This window comes from Bacillus sp. HMSC036E02 (genome assembly GCF_001836235.1).
GTDB lineage: Bacteria > Bacillota > Bacilli > Bacillales > Bacillaceae_G > Bacillus_A > Bacillus_A cereus.
This window is the reverse complement of the sequence record NZ_KV827801.1, coordinates 20,137-42,232: the sequence shown is the minus strand read 5'-3', so window position 1 is coordinate 42,232 and position 22,096 is coordinate 20,137. Positions and strand designations below refer to the sequence as shown.

Below are 22,096 nucleotides of genomic sequence, written 5' to 3'. Positions count from 1 at the left end.
ACGCACTGCACATATTACCAACCTATATGTACAAAAAAGAAAAAGAAAATTTACAAAAGTAAGATTCCCGTTAAATTATTAACAAAAAAAAGAGGATATCCTCTAAAAAATTGATTTTATCAATCTTTTTGGACATCCTCTTATCTCATTATTTATACGTGTTTTTTCATATCATCGGCAACAGATTCAACATTTGTACCTACGATAACTTGTACACTTGTATTACTTAATTTCATAACACCTTTTGCACCAGCACGTTTTAATGCTGCTTCATTTACTTGACCAGCATCTTTTACTTGTAAGCGTAGACGTGTTGCACAGTTATCAATAACTGTTAAGTTTTCTTTTCCGCCTAAAGCTGCTACGTAAGTTTCACCGATTGAACCTGCAACTGGTGCCTCACCATCTTCAACTAACTCATCGTCATCTTCACGACCAGGAGTTTTTAAATCGAACTTCTTAATTAAGAAGTAGAATACTATGAAATAAATTGCTGCGTAAATTAAACCGATACCTGCTAGTAAGACTGGTTTTGTTGCAATACCGAAGTTTAAAGCGTAATCGATTGCACCGGCACTAAATGAGAAACCATCATGAATGCCAAGCGATGTTGTAATGAATAAAGAAAGACCTGTTAATACAGCATGAATACCATATAATACTGGTGATAAGAACATGAATGAGAATTCAATAGGCTCTGTAATACCAGTTAAGAATGAAGTTAATGCTAGACCAGCTAACATACCAGTAACTGCTTTACGCTTTTCTGGTTTAGCAGCTGCAATCATTGCGAAACATGCTGCTGGTAAACCGAACATCATAACTGGGAAGAAACCAGTCATAAACATACCTGCTGTTTTGTCACCTGCAAGGAAACGAGCAATATCACCATTAACAACATTACCTGCTGCATTTGTAAAGTCCCCAAATACAAACCAGAAGTATGTGTTCATTACGTGGTGTAAACCAATTGGGATTAATAAACGGTTTAATAAACCAAATAATCCTGAACCAATTGCACCTAAATTAACAATTCCATGAGCTAATGCATCAATACCATTTTGAATTGTTGGCCAAATTTGTGCAAATAGAATTCCTAATATCAGCATCACGACTGATGTAACAATTGGAACGAAACGTTTTCCAGCAAAGAAACCTAACCATTCTGGAAGTTTAATCTTATGGAATTTATTATAAAGAAGTCCTGCTATAACACCAACAATAATACCACCTAAGACTTTCATATCTACTTTAGTCGATAATTCAGCAGCCTTAGATACTTGTGTCATTGTATCCGCAAGCTTAGATGGATCTACATTTGCGCTATTACCTATTAAATCTTGGACTTTACTTAATTTACCTTGTAATTCAGCAGTTGAATACCCTTTGCTAAGTGCATCAATACTATTTTTCATAACAAGATAACCAATTGCACCTGCAAGACCTGCTGCACCACTACCATCCACTGAAAGACCGATTGCAATACCAATTGCAAAAATAAGTGCTAAGTTATCAAAAACTGCTGCGCCGGCCTGTGCCATAACAGGAATATCAAATACATCTGGTTGCCCTAAACGAAGCAATAATCCTGCTGCTGGTAGTACTGCGATCGGAAGCATTAAAGCTTTACCAATACGTTGTAAAAACTGCAACATTTTAATTCCCCCTAATCAAATTTATGAAATCGTTATCATTATAAGTACGCTTTAGAAAACGCTTTCTATTACATAACCATAATAACATATAGTTGTATAGATGTGTAGTTTTTATTTCTGAACTTTTTATGGATAAATCTCCTATTTCCAAACTGTTATATAAAAGGAAAATTCTCCTTTTTAAAATACAGAATACTCGAAACGAAAGACCTATTATAGCACATTGAACTTTCGTTTTATCATTCCACTTTTTCATGTTATTATTTATTTCCGAGCATATCGGGAAAAGTAAACTTAGTTAATTCAAAATAGGAGCGTTGGTACTATGCAGTGCATTGAAACAAACAACCTACAACAGTTGTTAGAACAAGTAAAACCATATACGAAAAAAGGAAAACTTGCTACTTATATCCCCGAACTAGGAAATGCAAATCCAGACGATTTAGGGATTGCCATTTTCCATAAAGAAACAGAATATATCCATGCAGGCAACTCACAAACACTATTTACTCTTCAAAGTATTTCCAAAGTAATTACACTTGCCCTTGCCCTTTTAGACCGTGGTGAAGAATATGTATTTTCTAAAGTTGGAATGGAACCAACGGGTGACCCATTTAATTCTATTATTAAGTTAGAAACGACAAGTCCATCCAAACCCCTTAATCCAATGATAAATGCAGGGGCTTTAGCTATTACAAGCATGCTAGCAGGAAAAGATAACGAGGAAAAAATGGAACGTATTCTTCATTTTGTGCGTGAAATAACAGATAATCCTACTATTAATTATTCCTCTAAAGTTGCCGATTCAGAACTAGAGACAGCTTACCTAAACCGTTCACTTTGTTATTATATGAAACAAAACGGAATTATCGATTGTGATATTGAAGAACTTATGGATTTATATACTCGTCAATGCGCAGTTGAAGTAAACTGCATCGATTTAGCACGTATCGGCTTAATTTTTGCAATGGATGGATATGATCCATATAAGAAAAAACAAATTATCCCTAAGCATATTACAAAAATTTGCAAAACATTTATGGTCACATGTGGTATGTATAACGAATCTGGTGAATTTGCAATTCGTGTTGGTATTCCTGCAAAAAGTGGTGTAGCCGGTGGTATTTTTGGCTGCGTAAAAGGAGACATGGGAATCGGTATTTTCGGACCAGCTTTAGATGCAAACGGAAATAGTATTGCCGGTTTTAAAATTCTTGAACTTCTTTCTGCTCAAGAAGGTTGGAGCATTTTTTAATCGCGAGTTATCCTGCTATACTAGCAGGATTTTTTATTTCGCCAAAACCTCACTTTTGTCAGTTATCAATCCTCTTACAAAAACAGTGCTGAAAGTTTCTCTATATCATGCATATTTGTTCCCCCCTCCTGAATAATATAGTACAACCTAGCGCTATATGTGGAGGTGTGAAAGATGAAACTAATATTTCAAATGGGAAAACAACCTGTTCTTGAAAAAACAATCCTTCTTTTTATATTGAGTATTGTAGAAAGCTTGAAGTTAAAAGTTGTTTCACTCGACGAAGCTCACCGATACATATTCAATTTAGAAGTACTTGAATTATTAATGGATCGGAACATCGATGATCAAGTACTTGAACTTATTCATTTCGGGATGGGACTTGAAGACATTTATCATGTGCTTCCTGAAGAACTTGAGCATACGATTGAGGAATTAAAGTGGCTTTGCATTCAAGTATTAAGTGAGTACAGTATGCATGAAGAATCCGAACAATTAATTGAAGATATACGGTAAAAAAGCACCTATGTAGGTGCTTTTAATGTTTTTTTAAACTATTTTTATACGCCTCAATATTTACTGGTAGCTCTTCCTCTTCCAAAGTATGTTCATTTACATCTTTATGAATGAACGCACCTTTAGGTGGTTGATGATCATGCCCTTTTTTCTTATGATCAAATGCTTTCCCGCGTCCCATACAAATCCCCCTTTCTTAAAAGAAATCCGTATTAGTATGGAGAAAAGTACGTCGATATATGCAATCTCTTGCTGTATTTCCAAGGAAATACTCGAACCTTGTTTTCTACTCTCCTTACAACAACTGATCGATCCCAATAAGAATTAATAATAGTCCTGCGATAACTGTCGCCCATTTCCCTAAGTATTCTGCCAAAAATCGTTTTCCTACATACGCAAAACCACTAATACAAATAAAACTAAACACCCCAGAAATAGTCGCTGTAAGCCAAAGATTTAAATTTGTTACCCCTGCATCAAATCCACCTGCAATATTATTAATAGACAACGCAACTCCTAAAACAATTGCTTCTGAGAAACTAATTGTTTTAGAACCATCAAAATCTGCTTTTTCCGGATCACGTAAAATGCCCATAAGTACATTATCATCTTTAGAACCTGCAGTATTTTTTTGACCCAAGAAAGGCTGGCACAAAATAAACACACCGATTACCCCTAAAACGATTGCTCCAATCAGATTTGCTGTAAACTCTGAAATAAATAACGCAATCCAGTTTCCAAAAAATCCAGCTAGTAAAGTAAATAAAAATCCAAAGAATGCGATGATAAAATTGTTAAACCACGAAATACGAATTTTACGAATGCCATATGCAATTCCAACACCTGCATTATCTAAATTAGAAGCGATCCCGATTAAAAAAATTGAAAATAAGCCTGCCGTACTCATAAATAGTCACCCCTTTTTCTCACTTTTCAATGCATATTATGAAAATGTTGAGCAACTGTGCCTGTCTGTTTCATATACTTGTAATAAATGCTCAATATTTTTTCAATACTAAAAAAGGAGTGCCTACACTATGGCTAATGAAAACCCGAATGATCGGCTTGGCAAATTAATAAAAAAACTTTTAAAAGAACGCGCCTTATCTATGCGCCAACTAGGAATACTTACAAATATTGATCCTGCAACAGTCTCAAGAATTATCAATGGTAAACAACCGCCAAAACAAAAACATCTACAAAAATTTGCAGAATGTCTTCAAGTTCCACCCCAATTGTTATTTGATGAAATGTACCCTGATTCTCCTCACATTAATAAAGAAAAAACAGATATGTACACATCTCTTGATACCATTCAGCAAACGCTGCAATCCTCTAACTTATTCGATTTCGATTACACTACAACTCGCGTAAAACAAGAACTCGAAAATTACGAACGCTATGCCCAGACAACAGAAGGCGAAAAACGTATTCATGACAGTTTCGCAAGCAAATTAGAGCAAATTGATAGTGCTGGTCCTTTTATTGAACAATTAACAGATATGTATCAACAATTTTGCAATGAAACCATTTCAAAAGAAGAACGTGCAGTTCTTGGAAGCGCATTACTGTATTTCATTTTATCGACAGATATTATTCCCGACTATCTCTTTCCAATTGGCTATTTAGATGATGCGATCGCCGTTGAATTAGCAAAAGAGAAATTACTTGAAATAAAACGAAAAACATAGCAAAATAAAGAACTATTTCAGTTGTTTATTTTCACCTCTGAAATAGTTCACTAAAAAATCGTACAAGTATACATACTCGTACGATTTTACTATACAAATCTATTTTTTCGTGTGGCACCATTCATATATAAATGCTGTTATTACTTTTGTAAATTCAATTAACTGTTCAATTTCAACTTTCTCATTTACAGAATGTGCTTCTTCTAATGTACCTGGTCCATATATAATCGCTGGAATATGAAACTCACTAAACCAACCGCCATCAGTTACCGTTGCAGACATATCTAAAATTGCATTTTTTGATAAAATAGACTCGTGTACTGAGCTAAGTTTTTTTACAGCTGCATGTTCCCTATCTACTTCTAATGAAGGGAAAATTTCACCACGATCTACAATCATTGATTCTCCGCCCCACTTAAATTGTGGCGGATTTTCGCTTAACCATGGATCGGCAGCTGCTACCTTTCCAATATATTCTTCAATTTCTTTTATTATTTGTTCATGTGTTTCGTTCGGATAGAAGTGCACGGTTATCCATAACTGGCACTCATCCGCAATAAACGCCGCATGCCTTCCCCCCTCAATAACAGCTGGATTAATTGTTGTTGTTCCAGATGGATAGCCTTCATATGTTTTCATGACTGCCCAGTGACGCTCTAATTCTTGTAAGCTCTGCACAATTTTCATCATTTTTTCAATCGCACTCGCTCCAAATAAACGTCCTCCAGCATGGATCATTTGTCTGCGCGTTGCATCATGAAACGTTTGCGGACTTTTCACTGTAATCCATCCAGTAATTACACCACCTTGCCCTTGCATATGTAAATCACTCGTATCCACTACGACTGCAAAGTCAGCATCGTAACCTCGCCTGCAGCATTGAAGTGTTCCTGCCTCTCCAACTTCTTCCCCTATTACTGATTGAAAGATTAAATCTCCAGGTAATTCAATACCAGCTTCTTGTAAAAGTTGAATGGCAAATAGCGCTCCAGCCAGCCCACCTTTCATATCTGCTGCGCCACGTCCAACTAACCAGCCATCTTTTATAAATGGATCAAATGGATCTGTTTCCCACGCCTCATCTGCTGAAACTTCAGCTACATCCATATGACCATTAATAATAAGACTTTTATATGAGTCACTTTTTATTCCTTTTTTTACCCCAACAACGTTCGGATCATTCGGATATACATCCCATTTATTAATACTAAAATTTCGTTTTCTTAAAAACTCTGCAACAAATTCTTGCGCTTCATTTGTATTTCTCGCTGGCGGTGCTGGTGTTTCAAAACGAATTAATGTTTTTGTAAGTTCTAACAATTCCTCTTTCCTTGAATCTATTTGTTTTAACAACTGCGAAATTTCTCGATTCATCGCTAATTCCCCTTTGCATACATAGTATGTTTCCAGCTTTATTTTCACAAAAAAAGAGACTGTTTACAATTTTACAGTCTCCTAATTGATCACTATTATAAACTCTCTACTTCCGTTGTATTTGTCTTTTCAATATGCTCTACATTACTTCCCTTATTTCTTGTAGCACGATAAAACAGTAAACAAACAATCATAAATGGAATACCACAATACAATGCCATTCTTTGTTCTGGAATAAAGGCCATGCCAACGATTACTGTTACATTTAATACTAACGCAAGCAGTGGTACGAATGGATACAGCGGTGTTTTAAATTTCAGGTCTTTCACATCCCCGCCCTGCTTTATGTATGACCTTCTAGCTAATAAGTTAGATAGAGCAATAGATGCCCAAACTAGTATCGCTCCAAATCCAGCGATAGAAAGCAGCCATAAATAAACTGTATCTTCCGCATAAATACCTGATAATAATGAGAGACAACCTACAATTGTGCTTACAATCAATGCATAAATAGGAACACCGTTTTTAGATAACTTACCAAAAATCGGACTAATCATTCCTTGATTAGACATAGACCATAGCATACGAGAAGTTGCATATAATCCTGAATTCGCAACGGATAGTACTGCTGTAATAATAACGAAATTTATAATATCGGCTGCATAAGGAATACCAATTTTATCAAATACAACTACAAATGGACTTTCTATTACTCCTGCTTGCTGCCAAGGGAATAGTCCAGCAAGAATAAAAATAGATAGTACAAAGAAAACAAGTATACGCCAAACTGTATTGTTAATTGCCTTCGGGATCGTTTTCTCTGGATTTTCACTCTCACCTGCTGCAATACCAACTAGTTCTGTTCCTTGGAAAGAAAAATTAACTGCAATCATCGTAATTAAAATGGCTGATAATCCATTCGGAAACAGTCCCCCGTAATCAGTAAAGCTAGAGAACATCGGTGCTGGTTCATTTCCTTTCATATCTAGAAAACCAAACATTGCCGCCCCGCCTAAAATAATAAATGCAATAATTGTAATTACTTTAATACTTGCAAACCAAAATTCCACTTCCGCAAAACTTCTTGAAGATAACGCATTAATAGCAAAGAGCAGTACCGCGAACACTACACACCAAATCCATGACGGTACATCAGGAAACCAACGTTTCATCAAAATACTAACTGCAATTAATTCAATACCTATCGTAGCAGACCAGTTTAACCATGACATCCATCCCACTACATAACCTGCTGCAGGGGAAATATGCTTTGTCGCATACGTTTGATAAGACCCTGCGTCAGGCATCGCAACAGCTAATTCTCCAAGACAGAGCATCGTTAAATACATTACAAATCCACCGACAAGATACGCTACAATTGCTCCTCCAGGTCCAGCCTCATGAATCGTATAACCTGACCCTAAAAAAAGTCCTGTACCAATAACTCCACCGAGTGCAATCATAAATATGTGCCTACTTTTCAATTCTCTTTTTAATCCTTGGTTTTGATCCATCATATAAATCCCCCCTTTTCACTTTGCCAACCCATTTAATGTAAGCGTTTTTAAAAGTATTCATTGTAAAAATAATGATTGAAAAGAGCAAAAATACACGTCACTTACATTAATCACTGCCTGTTACTAAAAGGTCATCCCTTACTGTTATTAATAATTTTTGATCAGCAATAGCTTGTCCTTCTACTACTTCTAATGATTCAATATAACCACTGATCCCTATCTTAATTTCTACTTTCTGTTTATCTATTGTTTCAATTAACGCTAATTTCTCCCACTCGTATACGTAAGAACTTTCCGTAACAAATAACTTCTCTACTTTTCCATAACAAGGACTATACACACCTTCTATAACTGTCTTCACTTTATAAATTCCTCCCTCTTATTAATTGACACCAAAACGTTGTATATCCTGTAAAAATTCATATTCTCCCCTCTAGAGATTTCGAATATTATTTATGCAAAATACGTACCAAGTCTCTAATTCATATATTAAATGAGAGTTTCATACAAAAAAATGTGCACAACCGCAAAATTTTTCGATCATTTAAAAAGTTTTAAACGAAAAATAGCAAAATTTTTTTGCGATTTTATAAGAATTTTAATAAAATTATAAAAAGTCAGTCTTCATAGGGTGAAATGAGGAGAAGATGTTACATGCATACAGAAGAAATTAATTTCAAACAACTTATTGAAATGAATATGCTATATGAAACTTTAATCAATGAACTCGATATCGGGATTCATATTATTAATGAGGAAAGTAAAACGATTGTCTATAACCGCAAAATGATGGAAATTGAATCAATGGAACGCTCAGATGTATTATATAAAAGTCCTTTAGAGGTATTTGCATTTGAAGAAAATAAAAATAGTACTCTTATAGAGGCATTAAAATTTGGAAAAACAAAGAAAAATATAAAACAAACGTATTTTAACAATAAAGGACAAGAAATTACAACGATTAACGATACTTTCCCTATAATAGAAAATGGAAAAATTAAAGGCGCTATTGAAATATCAAAAGAAATTAGTAACTTAAAACAAACGATAAAAATAAGTCCTTCTCGAAAACAAAGCACTAAATTTACCTTTGATCACATAATTGGTGATTCTGAAGCCATTCAATCAATCATTACAGAAGGAAAAAGAGTAATTCGTACATCTTCCTCCATACTTCTCGTAGGGGAAACAGGCACTGGTAAAGAACTATTTGCACAAAGCATCCATAATGAAAGTCAGCGTTCAACCAAACCCTTTATTTCACAAAACTGTGCCGCTATACCTGATACCTTAATGGAAAGCCTACTATTTGGCACAAATCGAGGTGCCTTTACAGGAGCAATAGATAAATCAGGCTTATTCGAAGAAGCGAACGGAGGAACTTTGTTATTAGATGAAATCAACTCATTAAGTCCAGCACTTCAAGCGAAGTTACTACGAGCTATACAAGAAAAAACAATACGAAGAATCGGAGGCACACACGAAAAAGAAATTGATGTTCGTATTATAGCAACTATCAATGAAGATCCTTTCGAAGCCATCGCACATAATCGATTAAGAGAAGACTTATATTACCGATTAAGCGTCGTTACTTTATGTCTTCCGCCTTTACGTGAAAGAAAAGAAGATATTCCAGATCTTGTTCAGCACTTTATTGAAAAATATAATACTCAATTTGGGCTCAATGTAACCGATGTAGATGTAAATGTAAGAGAATTTTTCTATGCATATGATTGGCCTGGAAACGTACGGGAGTTGGAACATATAATTGAAGGTTCCATGAACTTGATAGAAGATGAAACCATCATTACAGCGTTTCATATGCCTACTCGCTTTCGTGAACGAATAAAAACAGAATTCAATATGCAACATGCACTAACTAATCACAATACTCATGCACCTAAAACTTTAAAACACACAATAGAAAAAATGGAAAAGAACTACATTAATCAAATTCTTAAAGAGAATCATGGCAACATTTCACAAGCTGCAAAATTTTTAGGATTAAGTAGGCAAAACTTACAATATCGAATTAAAAAACTGCATTTACACATATGAAATAAACATGTCTCCAAGTGCAAAAAATAACTTGGAAAAATATGTTATAATAAAAATATAACATGCTAGAAAGGGCTATATATATGAGTAATGATAAAAAATTAAAGTTATTACACTACTTATACCTTCTCCCTGCTGTTCTATGTATAATGTTATTCATTAATGGTGATATGAGTAGCTTTCCTTATGCAAAGCTATTAGGAACAATTAGCGGCTCCTTTGCAGCTATTATGCTTGCTGCTTTTTGGAATTTGAAGCTACGTATAAAAAACGAGAAATCTTCGTAATACTAAAAAAATCGAGCTACTTAGCCCGATTTTTTTATTTGCCATTAAAACTCAACATTCTCTAAATACAACCCACTTGCCTCAGCAAGACAATTAATTTGATTGCGCTGCTTTTCCTCTAAAATGTTTGGAATTGCTTCAGCGTCTAATTGTCCTAATCCAACTTCAATTAATGCCCCGACAATTTTTCTTACCATATTATGAAGGAAGCCGTTACCACTTACTCTAATTTGTACAAACCCTGCCTCTTCCATCACATCAAGTGTATATACTTCTCGAACCATAGATTTTTTCTTTGATTTCGCATTTGAAAAAGCAGTAAAGTCATGTGAACCAACTAAATGTTTCGCAGCTGCTTTCATGCTTTTCACATTTAATTTTTTATTCACATGCATGCTGTATTTACGCATAAATGGATTTGTATGCTCTTCATTCCAAATTTTATACAGATATGTTTTTGCTTTAGAATTGTAACGAGCATGGAAACGATCATGTACTTCTTCCACATTCGTAATGCTAATATCATTAGGTAAATATTGATTTAAATATTTTTTCACTTTATGTTCCACTAACTTCTCATCACTTTGAAAGTTAGCAACTTGATTCAAAGCATGTACACCAGCGTCTGTTCTACTACAACCGATAATTTCAATTTCTTTTCCGACCATTTCAGATATGACACTTTCGATTTTTCCTTGAATTGTATTATCGTTATTACCGAGACGTTGCCATCCTTTAAAACGTGCGCCATCGTACTGAATTGTTAATTTATAATTATGCATAATATTCTCCTTCATAGAAAATATTCCCTCATACCATGAGGGAATATTAATAAACTTTACTTTCTAACAAGCTTCACTACATTTTCTACGTGAGCTGTATGCGGGAACATATCAACTGGTTGCACATACTCCACTTCATAGCTCTTCATTAATGCTTGTACATCACGTGCTAATGAAGAAGGATTACAAGACACGTACACAACTTGTTTCGGCTTCACTTTTAAAATTGTTTCCAGTAATTTATCATCGCAACCTGTACGTGGTGGGTCGACAACAATTACATCTGGACGCCATCCTTCTTTTACCCATTTCGGTAACCATTGTTCAGCTTTACCTGCTTCATATTTCGTATTTGTAAATCCGTGACGCTTTGCATTTTTTCTTGCATCTGCAATCGCTTCTGGAATTACATCCATACCACGTACTTCCGCTGCATCATTTGCAAGCCAAAGACCGATTGTACCAACGCCACAATACGCATCTACAATTTTCTCATCGCCTGTTAACGCAGCGGCTTTTTTTGCTTCATTATATAAAACAACGGTTTGCTCTGGATTCAACTGGAAGAACGCACGTGCTGATAATTCAAATGATAAATCACCAAGTGTTTCTTGAATTACTTCTTTTCCAGCTAATTTAAATGTTTTGTCGCCAAAAATAACAGATGTTTTACGCCAGTTTACATTTTGCATAATTGATTTAACCGCTGGCATCTGTTTTTGTACTTCTGCAATAAATTGTTCTTTATTTGGTAATTCTTCTTTTGTTGTAATAAGTGTAACTTGTACTTCACCTGTTTGAACTGCAGTACGTGTTACAATTGTGCGTACTAAACCTTTTTGTTTTTTCTCATTGTAAATAGAAACATTTAATTTTTCTAAAATACGTCTTACAACTTTTGTCGCTTCATTCGTTGCTTTATGTTGAATCATACAGTGAGCGATATCAATTAACTGATGTGAGTTTTGTTTATATAGCCCTGTAATAACCTTTTCGTCTTTACGCCCCACTTGTAATTGACTCTTATTACGATAATGCCATGGATTTTCCATGCCAAGCGTTGGACGAATTTTCTCTTCCATACTATTTTTCATGTACTTCTCAAATGCTTGTACAACGATATCACGCTTTTGATTCAATTGTTCTTTATAATCTAAATGTTGCAGCTGACAACCGCCACACTCCTCATATACTGGACACGGTGCTTTCACACGATGCGGTGAAGCTTTACGAACTTTTTTCACTTTCGCTTCAGCGAAGCCACGCTGAATTTTCGTTGTTTCTGCAACAACTTCTTCTCCTGGTAATGCCCCTGGAATGAAAACAACTTGTCTCTTAAAATAACCAACGCCTTCTCCGTTAATCCCAAGACGTTTAATTGTCACAGGAAACGTTTGACCAACTTCCAACTTACTCTCATGTTGCTTTTGTATCATTATTACACCTCTACTCTATACTTTTCCATAAATATAACGCTGCATAACTGCAGTATGGTTCACACTCTTGTTTCAATTTTTCTAAAAATGCATCATCAGGTTTATCATCTAATTGAAATATACCTTGCACTGCACGCTGAATCCCAATGTCCGCTTTCGGGAACATATTTTTCCGTCCAAGCCCAAACATTAAAAAGTTTTGCACTGTCCATGCACCAATTCCCCTAATTGGCAACAATTGTGCTGAAATGTCTTCTTCCGTCCCATTTTCTATACTCGCTAAATTTAATGTACCACTGACAATACTTCGACCTAATCCTACTATATATTCAGCCTTTCGCTGACTAAACTTCTGCTCTCTCAATTCTTCTATTGAAATATTTGCTACTATTTCCGGAGTGGGGAAAAAGAATACACCGTTCTTCTCTGTTCCATACCGTTTCACAAATTGTTCTGTTAACACAGTAGCAAATTTCAAATTTATTTGTTGGTGAATGATACAGCGAAGCAGACAAGCAAAATAATCAAATTCTAAAATAATTGGAGTATGAGCATATGTTTCAAATAGTGGACGTAATGATGTATTTAAAAAATGATTTTGTATATCTTGAAACGGTTCATTCCAATGAAAAATGGCTCTCATTCGTTTCATGACTTTCTCTGGATCTCCTGTCTGACTAGAAATCCAAAACTGTGGATTTTGAACAGTACCAATCCCTTGTAAGCGAACAACAACCTGTTCCTCGTCTATACAAAGCGGGATATAAATAACTTTCTCATCTAATTGAATGACGTTAAGAGGATCAAAAGATAAACGTTTTAATACTTCTTCAAAATGATACGGATACTCTAACGTAACATGCTCGCTCCACATACGTTTCCCCATCCTTTTTACACATCATTATAGCATGAGAAAACCGTAAGCATACATGCTTACGGTTGATTGCCTTTTACTAAGTCATCTAGACTTTTAAAATGATACCCTTTCTCGCGCAAATCATCAATGATTTTTGCAAGTGCTTCTGCATTATCTTTTGATATTGCATGAAGTAATAAAATAGATCCTGGATGAATCATCGTCATAACATTATTATGCGCATATTGCCATCCTCTTTGCTGATCCACTTTCCAATCCAAAAATGCAAGTGACCAAAATACATTATAATAGCCCATTTCTTTCGTAAGAGCTAACGTTCTTTCACTAAATACACCGCGCGGAGGACGTACATATTTCACTTCTTTTTGCCCAGTTACTTTTTTAATTTCTTCCGTTACACTCGTTAATTCTTCACGAAGTTTCTCATCATTTACCGCTGTAAAATCAGGATGACTCCAAGAATGGTTTCCAATAATGTGTCCCTCATCCTTCATTCTTAACAATAAATCTTTTTGTGTTTTAATGTAATGTCCCGTTACAAAGAAAGTTGCTGGTACTTTTTTCTCTTTTAATACATCTAATATTTTCCCTGTGTATCCATTCTCATATCCATTATCAAATGTTAAATAAATATCTTTTTTCTTCGTATCTCCTAAATAAAACCCGCCATTTTTTTGTAGTAAATCTGTATATAACTTTCCTGCATCTGGTACTGTTTCATTTTTAGGACGCGGGATTCCCCAGTTATGTGGAGTATTTGTATAAGCCAGTGCTGAAACTGGAACAAGTGCCATCATAATTGAAAAAATGAGACCGATATATAACCATTTATATTTCATAAATAGTCTCCTTTCCATATATAATCGTACTTGTAGTTTCTGTTGCAACGCATTCTTTCATGCTGAACATGTTTTTCTATATATACCAAAAAAATGCATCTCGAATCATTCGAGATGCATTTTTTATTTACTTAAATACTGGCTCTTTAAAGCTAGCTAATTTTTCAAGTGATGTTTTATCAACATCTGCATGTAAGCTATTACCATGAGAGTCCATCGTTACAACTGCTTTAAACCCGTCGATACGTAAATGCCACATTGCTTCTGGAATACCAAATTGTAAGAAATCAACATCTTTCACTTCTTTAATACATTCAGCATAATATTGCGCTGCACCACCGATTGCGTTTAAATATACACCGCCATGTTCTTCTAAAGCCGCTAATGTTTTCGCACCCATACCGCCTTTTCCAATGACAGCGCGAATACCGAATTTCTTCATAATATCGCCTTGGTACGGTTCTTCACGAATACTTGTCGTTGGACCTGCCGCTTTAATTTGCCAATTGTCATTGTCATCTTTCACAACAACTGGACCACAGTGGTAAATAATTTGTCCATTTAAATCTACTGGACAATCATTATCCATTAAATGCTTATGGATTGCGTCACGACCTGTATACATCATGCCATTAATTGTTACAACATCACCAACGCGAAGTTCACGAATTTGCTCTTCTGTAATTGGTGCTTCTAATACAATCTCACGTTGCTCTGTTTTTTCTTGTACTTCATGCTGAAGTGTATCTTCCCCTTCTTGATATAGCCAATCCATAATGTCTCCTGTTTCAGGATGAATTTTCACACCAAGGCGACGATATGCCCAGCAATTATACGCAACAGATACATAGAAACTAGCTGGCAAACGATTATAGACGCCAATTTTACAACCAAGTAAAGTTGTTTCTCCGCCAAATCCCATCGTACCAATGCCAAGCTTGTTCGCATTTTCTAATACGTACTCTTCAAGATGTTGTAACTCTGGTACTGGATTGACATCATCTAATGTACGGAATAATTGATTTTTTGCTAATTCATAACCTGATGTGCGGTCTCCCCCGATACCAACACCAATTACACCAGCGCTACATCCTTGCCCTTGTGCTTGATATACTGCATGAAGAAGGCATTTACGAATCCCTTCTAAATCACGGCCAGCTCGTCCAAGTCCTTCTAGTTCACACGGTAAGCTATATTGAATATTTTTATTCTCACAGCCACCACCTTTTAGGATTAAACGTGCATCAATATAATCTTTTTCCCATTGTTCAAACTTAATCACCGGCGTACCTGGTCCTAAATTATTTCCACTATTATCTCCAAAAAGAGAATCAACAGAATTGGGACGAAGTTTACCATCTTTTGTCGCCCGCTCAAGCGCATTATAGATAGCTTCCTTCAACTTTAATTGATTCACACCAACTGGTGTATAAATTTTAAACGTTGGCATCCCTGTATCTTGGCAAATCGGCGAGATGTTATCATCAGCCATTTTAATATTATTTGTAATTGTGCCAAGTGCCATCGCAGAACGAGTCCCTGCATTTTCTCGCTCTTTCGCTTGTTGAATCGCACGACGAACATCTTTCGGTAAGTTCGTTGACGTTTCAACAATTAGTTGATACATGCTTTCTTGAAGCTTTTCCATTGTTACTTCCCCCTCAATTGTGAACGCTACCAAAACGTTATGAGCTGAAAATTCAATTGTTATGCTCTTTAGCTATTTATTTCACGCTATTAGAGCATAAATGAAATTTTTCACAACTTGATTATACCTCTTTTTCTATCGTCCTTCTATTACCCGAACAGAAAAAGGCTACCAAATTGGAATTGGTAGCCTTTTTAATATATTATTCGTCTTTTTTAAATTGCTCACATTTTAATTCTAATTCATCTAACATTGCAAGAAGACGATCTACATCTTCTAATTCTACTTCTTCGGGTTCAATTGTATCAATTACTTCAATGAACATATTTAAACGTTCTTTTAAATATACTAATTGTGTATCTTTATCTTGAATTGCTTTTCCCATGAAGGCACTCTCCTTTTAATTCGAGTTGCTTTTATTATACCGCAAAAACGATTGCTATGGGCATGAAATTTCATCAATTTTGTCACAGTCATCCACTATAATGTAAGCCCTCTCTCTTTTCATGCTAAAAAGTTTCACTTTATAAAAAGCACATATTCTTCTATTATAGAGAATGGACAAATTGTTATTTCAATAGTCAAAGGAGTATTTCATATGACGATATCACAAAAAATGAAGCCGATTACTCCTTCTTACGATCCATGGGAAGCGTATATGGACCTTGAAGAGTACGGCAAACTACTATTAACAAATGTTGAATTTACAACGACGACGTTATGCAATATGCGCTGTGAGCATTGCGCTGTTGGTTACACGTTACAGCCGAAAGACCCAAATCCGCTTCCGATGGATCTTTTATTAAAACGATTAGATGAGATTCCTCATTTACGTTCTTTAAGTATTACTGGCGGAGAACCTATGCTTTCAAAAAAATCCGTCGACAACTATGTAACACCACTCTTAAAATATGCCCATGAACGAGGCGTTCGCACTCAAATCAACTCTAACTTAACTATAGATTTAGCACGTTACGAACAGATTATTCCTTATTTAGACGTATTGCATATCTCTCATAACTGGGGAACAATTGATGACTTCGTTGAAGGCGGATTTGCAATGATGGAGCGTAAGCCTACTTACGAACAACGTGCAAAATTATTCGAAAGAATGATTACAAATAGTAAGGCTCTATCAGATGCAGGTGTACTTGTATCTGCCGAAACAATGTTAAACAAAAGAACTCTACCACATATTGAACATATTCACCGCCAAATCGTCGAAGAGATGGGCTGTAAACGTCATGAAGTTCATCCAATGTATCCAAGTGACTTCGCGAGTAATCTAGAGATTTTAACAAAAGCTGAAATTCGTGATGCGATTGAGCATTTACTAGAAATTCGCGATGAAAATGTATGGATGTTATTTGGAACTTTACCTTTCTATGCTTGTAGCGATGACGAGCGAGACATTGCCACATTTAAAAAGTTACAAGAGAGCAAAAATGTAACTGTTCGTAACGATCCAGATGGTCGTTCACGCTTAAATGTAAATATTTTTGATGGCAATATTATCGTTACTGATTTTGGTGATGTTCCACTTCTAGGAAACATACAAACAAACACATTACAAGAAGCGTATGAAAAATGGAGCGCTTCAAAAACAGCAAAATCATTAAGCTGTCACTGTCCTGCAGTAAAATGTCTTGGACCAAATGTTCTTGTAAAAAACAGCTACTATCCGACAGAAGATTTCTTATCAAAAACAGCAAACATTACATTATAAAAAAACGTCAGCTTATAAGCTGACGTTTTTTCATGTTATTGCGAGTGGGAAGAAGAAATGAATTTAAAATACAAATGATCATGAATTGGAATAGCAGCTCCAATTCCTTGAGAAGTAATATTTTTCACAACAAGTCTTTTTTGATTTCCCTTTAATACAAGATACACTTCTCCAAATGTTACTTTTCCTTTTTCATTTACTGCTGGTGTATAAGCGTATAAATATCCGAGTTGACTCGGACTAATATTATACACACGCTCATGTCCAGTACCATAACCAATGGTCGTTTTAAACGAAAGGGGTAATTGTACTTTTTCAAGTGCTTTGAGAAGCATCATTTTTTTCACATCTGCAGCATCTTTCATATCTGCTGTTAAATCGCCTTCAACCGTCTTTTGTGTTTCTTGCTTATAGCGAAGTGGATATAAATGGTCTCCTCCGCGATTATCATACACATTTCGATTCACTTGTTTATATTCCCAATTAATCGATGTGTCTACTGATTCATAATGTAAAGCCCATTGACCCAAATAAATTTTTGCCCGATACCCTACTGCAAGCGGCGCATTTGAAATTGTCGTTTCATTAAACATCCGAATTAAGTCTGGATTTTCAATTTTAATATTAGCCGTTTTCAATAGCTCTTGAGCAAATTTACTTGGTTGTAAACGTGGCAAATCTTGCGCATCATTTGGAAATGTATTGTCTTTTGAAATATTTAAAACAGATGAAGGCATTTTTGTTCCTACTGTTGTCTTTGCAAAACTCATGTTAGGAAATAATAAAATAAACGAGACCATAGTTGAAAGACATATGCTGTATACTCGTTTCACCTGTCTGGCTCCTTCCTATGTAGGTATATATACTACTTCGTTTATTGTTTTCTCTGAGCGCAATTGTTATGCCTATTTTTCATAATAAATAAAAACCAATTCCCATAATGACATACGCCGCTAGTAAAGTGCCACCTTCAAACCAGTTTGTATCTCCATCATTGGAAATCGCAATCGTTAAGAAAACGGCTGTAATCATAGACACAAGTTCTGGTATAGTAAATACTAAAGGCATCCTTTGCGCGAAGAACATAGATAGCAATACTAATACAGGAGCAACAAACATGGCGATTTGTAATGTAGAGCCTATTGCAATTTCGACTGCAATATTTACTTTATTTTTATAAGCCATAATAATTGCAGACGCATGTTCCGCTGCATTCCCAACAATTGCAACGATAATAACCCCTATAAATAACTCTGACCAACCAAATGACTTTGCAACAGTTTCAAAAGTATGTACGAGTGCCTCTGACACATAAGCTACTGCCAGTGTTGCTATCGCTAAAATAAGGAGCGCCTTCCCTTTTGACCACTCTGGCTCTTCTTCATGCGCTACTTCGTCACTTTTATGTTGATATACACCACGGTGCGTAACTAACTTAAATAGTAATGCAGCAAGGTACATGATAATCATAATAATAGAAACACCTATACTTAATTGATACGTCTTGCCAGCGTCCATCTTCATTGAAAAGATCTCTGGAATAACAAAGGCCACAACAACAGCAAATATTAATAAAGCTGAATTATGCCTTGCATCATATACATTAAAACTTTGTCTTTTGTATTTAAGACCTCCAACAAAGAAAGATAACCCTCCTACCAATAATAAATTTCCAAGTACAGAACCGGTTAAAGAAGCTAACACCACTTCAATTAACCCTGCTTGAAGTGCAAAAATTGAAATGATAAGTTCAACAGCATTACCGAAAGTAGCATTTAATAATCCGCCTATTCTAGGACCAGAAACAATTGCTAGACTCTCTGTTGCTCTCCCCATAAAACCAGCTAATGCGATAATCGTAATACAATACACAGCGAACATAATTGTTTCTGGCCAATGAAGTGTTTTTCCAAGTACAGATAGTGGTACACCTATAAGCGCTACTATAAGAAATATTTTATTAAACATGCTTTTCATCCTTCCATCGTATGTATTTCTCCTCAATATTATTATTATTCTTCTCCTAACTTGTCCGATTTCATCACAATTACGTTTAAAAAATCGGATTGAAGAAAACAGTATGAAAGATATTTAAATTATCTTGTTTAAACAGACAGAATTATAAATTGTGAAAAGGGGTTAAAATTATGCACTTAAAAGAAAAAATCGCAACTATTATTCAAGGTCAACGTACTGGTGTATTATCTACAGTACGAAATGAGAAACCTCATAGCGCCTTTATGATGTTTTTCCATGAAGATTTTGTACTATATGTTGCAACAGATCGACAATCAAAAAAGATAACAGATATTGAACAAAATCCTAATGTCCATGTACTACTCGGACGAGAAGGAAAAAAATTAGATGAAGATTATATTGAAGTTGAAGGGTTAGCTTCAATCGAGGAAGACTCAACATTAAAAAACAAGTTTTGGAATAATAGCTTAAAACGTTGGTTACTCGGTCCTGAAGACCCTAATTACGTATTGATCAAAATCAATCCCGACACAATTTATTACATTGATGGTGCGGGTACGACGGAGCCTGAGTTTTTACGACTATAAAATAAAACAAGCCCCCCCTTAGGTGGGCTTGTTTTGTCGAAAAGTTCTTTTAAAAAAAATAATAAAATAGGTGGAACTTTCCAAAGATTCTGTTATATAATAGCAGTAACTTAAATAAACTGTATTAAAACAGATTGAGGGGAGAAATAAAATTGATGAAGAGAGAAGAACGCAAAAATATGATTGAGTTTATTGAAAAGAAAAAAGGGATTGAGCGTGACGAATTATTGTTTATGACAGACGATGAAGTAGAACATATTTATAATGTAACGTACTTTTTATATGAGGAAATTGCAGAGTAGTATAATAATCCCCACCTTATTAAAAATATAAGGTGGGGATTATTTCGTTATTTAGCCCACTATTTACAGGCAGTAAAACTCCCACCTTAAAATTCAGGTGGAGCAAGAAGTTAAGTTGAAGTCGCGCTTTCTATAAAGCTCAATTGCTTCAACTTTATACATGAGAATCATTTTCATGTATAATACTGTAAGATTGGAGGAATTTTACTATGAGTTCGTGGCTCTTATTTGCACTATTATCAGCAATTGCTGCTGCCCTTGTATCTATTTTTGGAAAGTTTGGTTTAGACGGCATCGATGCAAACGTTGCAACAACAATTCGATCTATTATTATGGCATTATTTATGATAGGCGTTATTATCATACAAGGTAAATTTCAAAATATCGGCGACGTACTGCTAAATAAAAAAGCACTGCTATTTATCACATTAAGTGGGGTTGCAGGTGCTTCGTCATGGCTATTTTATTTTCTTGCCCTCAAAACAGGAAAGGTTTCACAAGTAGCTCCTGTCGATAAATTAAGCGTCGTATTTTCTATCATTCTCGCTATGATTATCCTCGGTGAAAAGTTAAACTTTATGACCGGTGTTGGTGTAGTCTTTATTACAGCTGGTGTATTATTTATTGCTTTCAGCTAAAAAAACCGCTATTAGCGGTTTTTCTTTTTCTTTATGTACAACCATACAACACATGTAACAACTGCTGAAATTAATAAAATCCATATTCCATAATGATGTAAACTATACTCAACGAAGCGCCACTTCTTGCCTAACTTCCAGCCAAGCCCAATAAAAACACTTATCCAAATGAGCGCACCACCGTAAGCGTACAAACAAAAACGCCAAAGTGTCAAATTTGATACCCCAGCAAAATATGCCGTTAAATGACGTACTCCCGGTATAAAATAACCAATCATTAAAAGAAATGGCCCATATTTTTCAAATAAAATATGTGTTTTTTCAATGTGATGTTCTTTAATTCTAATTTTCGGCCCATATTTCTTTAAAACAGGGAGCCCAAGTTTTAAACCTAATATGTAGCTTAACGTGATCCCTAACATCGCACCAGCCATCCCACTTAAAAAAGCAGCAGTTCCTGACATAACTCCTTTTGAAACATTATAACCAACAAAGGTCAATAAAAACTCGTCTGGTATCGGTAATCCGACAATACCACCAGCCAAAGCTATAACAATTCCAAAATAGCCATAATGCGCGATTAACTCGCCAATATGTTGTTCCATTCGGAAGACACATCCTATGCACGATCGTTATTCCACATTGTACCCTTTCTATCTTTAAGGCAAACATGGTATACATATTCACTATACATTGTTTTTATAATGAACTCTACTTCTATTCTTTCCTTTAACAGAGATAAAGTGAAACTTTAATCAGTGGGAGTTTTGTTCATCCTCTACTAATTATTAACCTATGCCAATCTTGCTTCTACAGACATCCCGACTCCCACATAACTTACTTACATTCAACAATTTTGAGATTAGATTCTTACTGCCCGCAAATAACCCGATAAAAAATAAAAATTCATATGCGTGTTTTTTTGTTACAA

General features: G+C 35.3%; 24 protein-coding genes and 1 pseudogene. 9 read left to right on the top strand and 16 right to left on the bottom strand.

What is annotated here, in order from left to right; translation table 11 throughout:
* Nucleotides 1–152: 152 nt before the first annotated feature.
* Together nagE and HMPREF2590_RS31040 are read right to left on the bottom strand one after the other, a co-directional pair.
* Entirely contained in the window at nt 153–1,655 is a 1,503-nt protein-coding gene (nagE, locus tag HMPREF2590_RS00805) for an N-acetylglucosamine-specific PTS transporter subunit IIBC (protein WP_000938903.1), read from the bottom strand.
* A 141-nt stretch (nt 1,656–1,796) separates the two neighbouring features.
* Nucleotides 1,797–1,911, bottom strand: a pseudogene (locus tag HMPREF2590_RS31040) (transcriptional regulator).
* A gap of 69 nt (nt 1,912–1,980) precedes the next feature.
* Here HMPREF2590_RS31040 and glsA point away from each other — a divergent pair.
* Together glsA and HMPREF2590_RS00790 are read left to right on the top strand one after the other, a co-directional pair.
* Entirely contained in the window at nt 1,981–2,910 is a 930-nt protein-coding gene (glsA, locus tag HMPREF2590_RS00800) for a glutaminase A (protein WP_001149850.1), read from the top strand.
* 174 nt (nt 2,911–3,084) lie between these two features.
* On the top strand, nt 3,085–3,426 hold the full coding sequence (locus HMPREF2590_RS00790) for a DUF3969 family protein (RefSeq protein ID WP_000766604.1): 342 nt from the start codon (nt 3,085–3,087) through the stop codon (nt 3,424–3,426).
* Between the two features lie 22 nt (nt 3,427–3,448).
* Here HMPREF2590_RS00790 and HMPREF2590_RS30230 read toward each other — a convergent pair whose 3' ends face one another.
* Both HMPREF2590_RS30230 and ytaF read right to left on the bottom strand, forming a co-directional pair.
* Nucleotides 3,449–3,607 carry a hypothetical protein gene (locus HMPREF2590_RS30230; RefSeq protein WP_000532409.1) on the bottom strand — a complete coding sequence of 53 codons (159 nt, stop codon included), beginning with the start codon at nt 3,605–3,607 and terminating at the stop codon, nt 3,449–3,451.
* A 114-nt stretch (nt 3,608–3,721) separates the two neighbouring features.
* Entirely contained in the window at nt 3,722–4,333 is a 612-nt protein-coding gene (gene ytaF, locus HMPREF2590_RS00780; protein ID WP_030022841.1) for a sporulation membrane protein YtaF, read from the bottom strand.
* A gap of 130 nt (nt 4,334–4,463) precedes the next feature.
* Here ytaF and HMPREF2590_RS00775 point away from each other — a divergent pair, with 130 nt between their 5' ends.
* Nucleotides 4,464–5,117, top strand: coding sequence for a DUF1232 domain-containing protein (locus HMPREF2590_RS00775; protein WP_001262772.1), 654 nt, complete (start codon nt 4,464–4,466; stop codon nt 5,115–5,117).
* A gap of 99 nt (nt 5,118–5,216) precedes the next feature.
* Here the strand turns inward: HMPREF2590_RS00775 and HMPREF2590_RS00770 are convergent, their stop codons facing one another.
* The 3 genes from HMPREF2590_RS00770 to HMPREF2590_RS00760 form a co-directional block, all read right to left on the bottom strand.
* Nucleotides 5,217–6,491 (bottom strand): acetylornithine deacetylase, encoded by a 1,275-nt coding sequence (locus tag HMPREF2590_RS00770; RefSeq protein ID WP_001078357.1) that lies wholly within the window; start codon nt 6,489–6,491, stop codon nt 5,217–5,219.
* Between the two features lie 95 nt (nt 6,492–6,586).
* Nucleotides 6,587–8,008, bottom strand: a complete 1,422-nt coding sequence (locus tag HMPREF2590_RS00765; protein ID WP_000969250.1) for an amino acid permease — start codon at nt 8,006–8,008, stop codon at nt 6,587–6,589.
* A gap of 106 nt (nt 8,009–8,114) precedes the next feature.
* Entirely contained in the window at nt 8,115–8,369 is a 255-nt protein-coding gene (locus tag HMPREF2590_RS00760; RefSeq protein ID WP_000859489.1) for a biotin/lipoyl attachment domain-containing protein, read from the bottom strand.
* A 293-nt stretch (nt 8,370–8,662) separates the two neighbouring features.
* Here HMPREF2590_RS00760 and HMPREF2590_RS00755 point away from each other — a divergent pair, with 293 nt between their 5' ends.
* Together HMPREF2590_RS00755 and HMPREF2590_RS00750 are read left to right on the top strand one after the other, a co-directional pair.
* Nucleotides 8,663–10,066 carry a sigma-54 interaction domain-containing protein gene (locus HMPREF2590_RS00755; RefSeq protein WP_000556698.1) on the top strand — a complete coding sequence of 468 codons (1,404 nt, stop codon included), beginning with the start codon at nt 8,663–8,665 and terminating at the stop codon, nt 10,064–10,066.
* Nucleotides 10,067–10,149: 83 nt separating this feature from the next.
* The gene (locus tag HMPREF2590_RS00750; protein WP_000063854.1) at nt 10,150–10,353 is read left to right on the top strand and encodes a hypothetical protein; all 204 of its coding nucleotides are present in this window, start codon (nt 10,150–10,152) and stop codon (nt 10,351–10,353) included.
* A 44-nt stretch (nt 10,354–10,397) separates the two neighbouring features.
* On the opposite strand, the gene truA is transcribed toward HMPREF2590_RS00750, so the two are convergent.
* From truA to HMPREF2590_RS00720, 6 genes are all read right to left on the bottom strand, one after another.
* A complete protein-coding gene (gene truA, locus HMPREF2590_RS00745) occupies nt 10,398–11,135 on the bottom strand; it encodes a tRNA pseudouridine(38-40) synthase TruA (RefSeq protein WP_000553118.1) in 738 nt (245 codons plus the stop codon).
* A gap of 56 nt (nt 11,136–11,191) precedes the next feature.
* Nucleotides 11,192–12,571 (bottom strand): 23S rRNA (uracil(1939)-C(5))-methyltransferase RlmD, encoded by a 1,380-nt coding sequence (gene rlmD / locus HMPREF2590_RS00740; RefSeq protein ID WP_000615200.1) that lies wholly within the window; start codon nt 12,569–12,571, stop codon nt 11,192–11,194.
* 10 nt (nt 12,572–12,581) lie between these two features.
* Nucleotides 12,582–13,445, bottom strand: coding sequence for a DNA-3-methyladenine glycosylase family protein (locus HMPREF2590_RS00735; protein ID WP_000269418.1), 864 nt, complete (start codon nt 13,443–13,445; stop codon nt 12,582–12,584).
* Between the two features lie 59 nt (nt 13,446–13,504).
* The gene (gene pdaA / locus HMPREF2590_RS00730) at nt 13,505–14,287 is read right to left on the bottom strand and encodes a delta-lactam-biosynthetic de-N-acetylase (RefSeq protein ID WP_000875956.1); all 783 of its coding nucleotides are present in this window, start codon (nt 14,285–14,287) and stop codon (nt 13,505–13,507) included.
* 127 nt (nt 14,288–14,414) lie between these two features.
* Nucleotides 14,415–15,935, bottom strand: coding sequence for a class I fumarate hydratase (gene fumA, locus HMPREF2590_RS00725; protein ID WP_000413520.1), 1,521 nt, complete (start codon nt 15,933–15,935; stop codon nt 14,415–14,417).
* A 202-nt stretch (nt 15,936–16,137) separates the two neighbouring features.
* Complete coding sequence (locus HMPREF2590_RS00720) at nt 16,138–16,320, bottom strand: SE1561 family protein (protein ID WP_000513558.1); 183 nt, start codon at nt 16,318–16,320, stop codon at nt 16,138–16,140.
* Between the two features lie 213 nt (nt 16,321–16,533).
* On the opposite strand from HMPREF2590_RS00720, the gene yfkAB reads away from it, so the two are divergent.
* Complete coding sequence (gene yfkAB / locus HMPREF2590_RS00715) at nt 16,534–17,661, top strand: radical SAM/CxCxxxxC motif protein YfkAB (RefSeq protein ID WP_000156023.1); 1,128 nt, start codon at nt 16,534–16,536, stop codon at nt 17,659–17,661.
* A 35-nt stretch (nt 17,662–17,696) separates the two neighbouring features.
* Here the strand turns inward: yfkAB and HMPREF2590_RS00710 are convergent, their stop codons facing one another.
* Nucleotides 17,697–18,494 (bottom strand): YfkD famly protein, encoded by a 798-nt coding sequence (locus HMPREF2590_RS00710; protein WP_070861268.1) that lies wholly within the window; start codon nt 18,492–18,494, stop codon nt 17,697–17,699.
* A 79-nt stretch (nt 18,495–18,573) separates the two neighbouring features.
* Entirely contained in the window at nt 18,574–19,629 is a 1,056-nt protein-coding gene (gene cax / locus HMPREF2590_RS00705) for a calcium/proton exchanger (RefSeq protein ID WP_000482133.1), read from the bottom strand.
* Nucleotides 19,630–19,808: 179 nt separating this feature from the next.
* Between cax and HMPREF2590_RS00700 the strand changes: the two genes are divergently transcribed.
* The 3 genes from HMPREF2590_RS00700 (at nt 19,809) to HMPREF2590_RS00690 (ending at nt 21,165) form a co-directional block, all read left to right on the top strand.
* Entirely contained in the window at nt 19,809–20,225 is a 417-nt protein-coding gene (locus tag HMPREF2590_RS00700; RefSeq protein WP_000550220.1) for a pyridoxamine 5'-phosphate oxidase family protein, read from the top strand.
* Nucleotides 20,226–20,380: 155 nt separating this feature from the next.
* A complete protein-coding gene (locus HMPREF2590_RS00695) occupies nt 20,381–20,527 on the top strand; it encodes a BH0509 family protein (protein ID WP_000817786.1) in 147 nt (48 codons plus the stop codon).
* Nucleotides 20,528–20,736: 209 nt separating this feature from the next.
* On the top strand, nt 20,737–21,165 hold the full coding sequence (locus HMPREF2590_RS00690; RefSeq protein ID WP_000100296.1) for an EamA family transporter: 429 nt from the start codon (nt 20,737–20,739) through the stop codon (nt 21,163–21,165).
* Between the two features lie 11 nt (nt 21,166–21,176).
* On the opposite strand, the gene HMPREF2590_RS00685 is transcribed toward HMPREF2590_RS00690, so the two are convergent.
* Nucleotides 21,177–21,770 carry a DedA family protein gene (locus HMPREF2590_RS00685; protein WP_050821565.1) on the bottom strand — a complete coding sequence of 198 codons (594 nt, stop codon included), beginning with the start codon at nt 21,768–21,770 and terminating at the stop codon, nt 21,177–21,179.
* Nucleotides 21,771–22,096 lie beyond the last annotated feature (326 nt).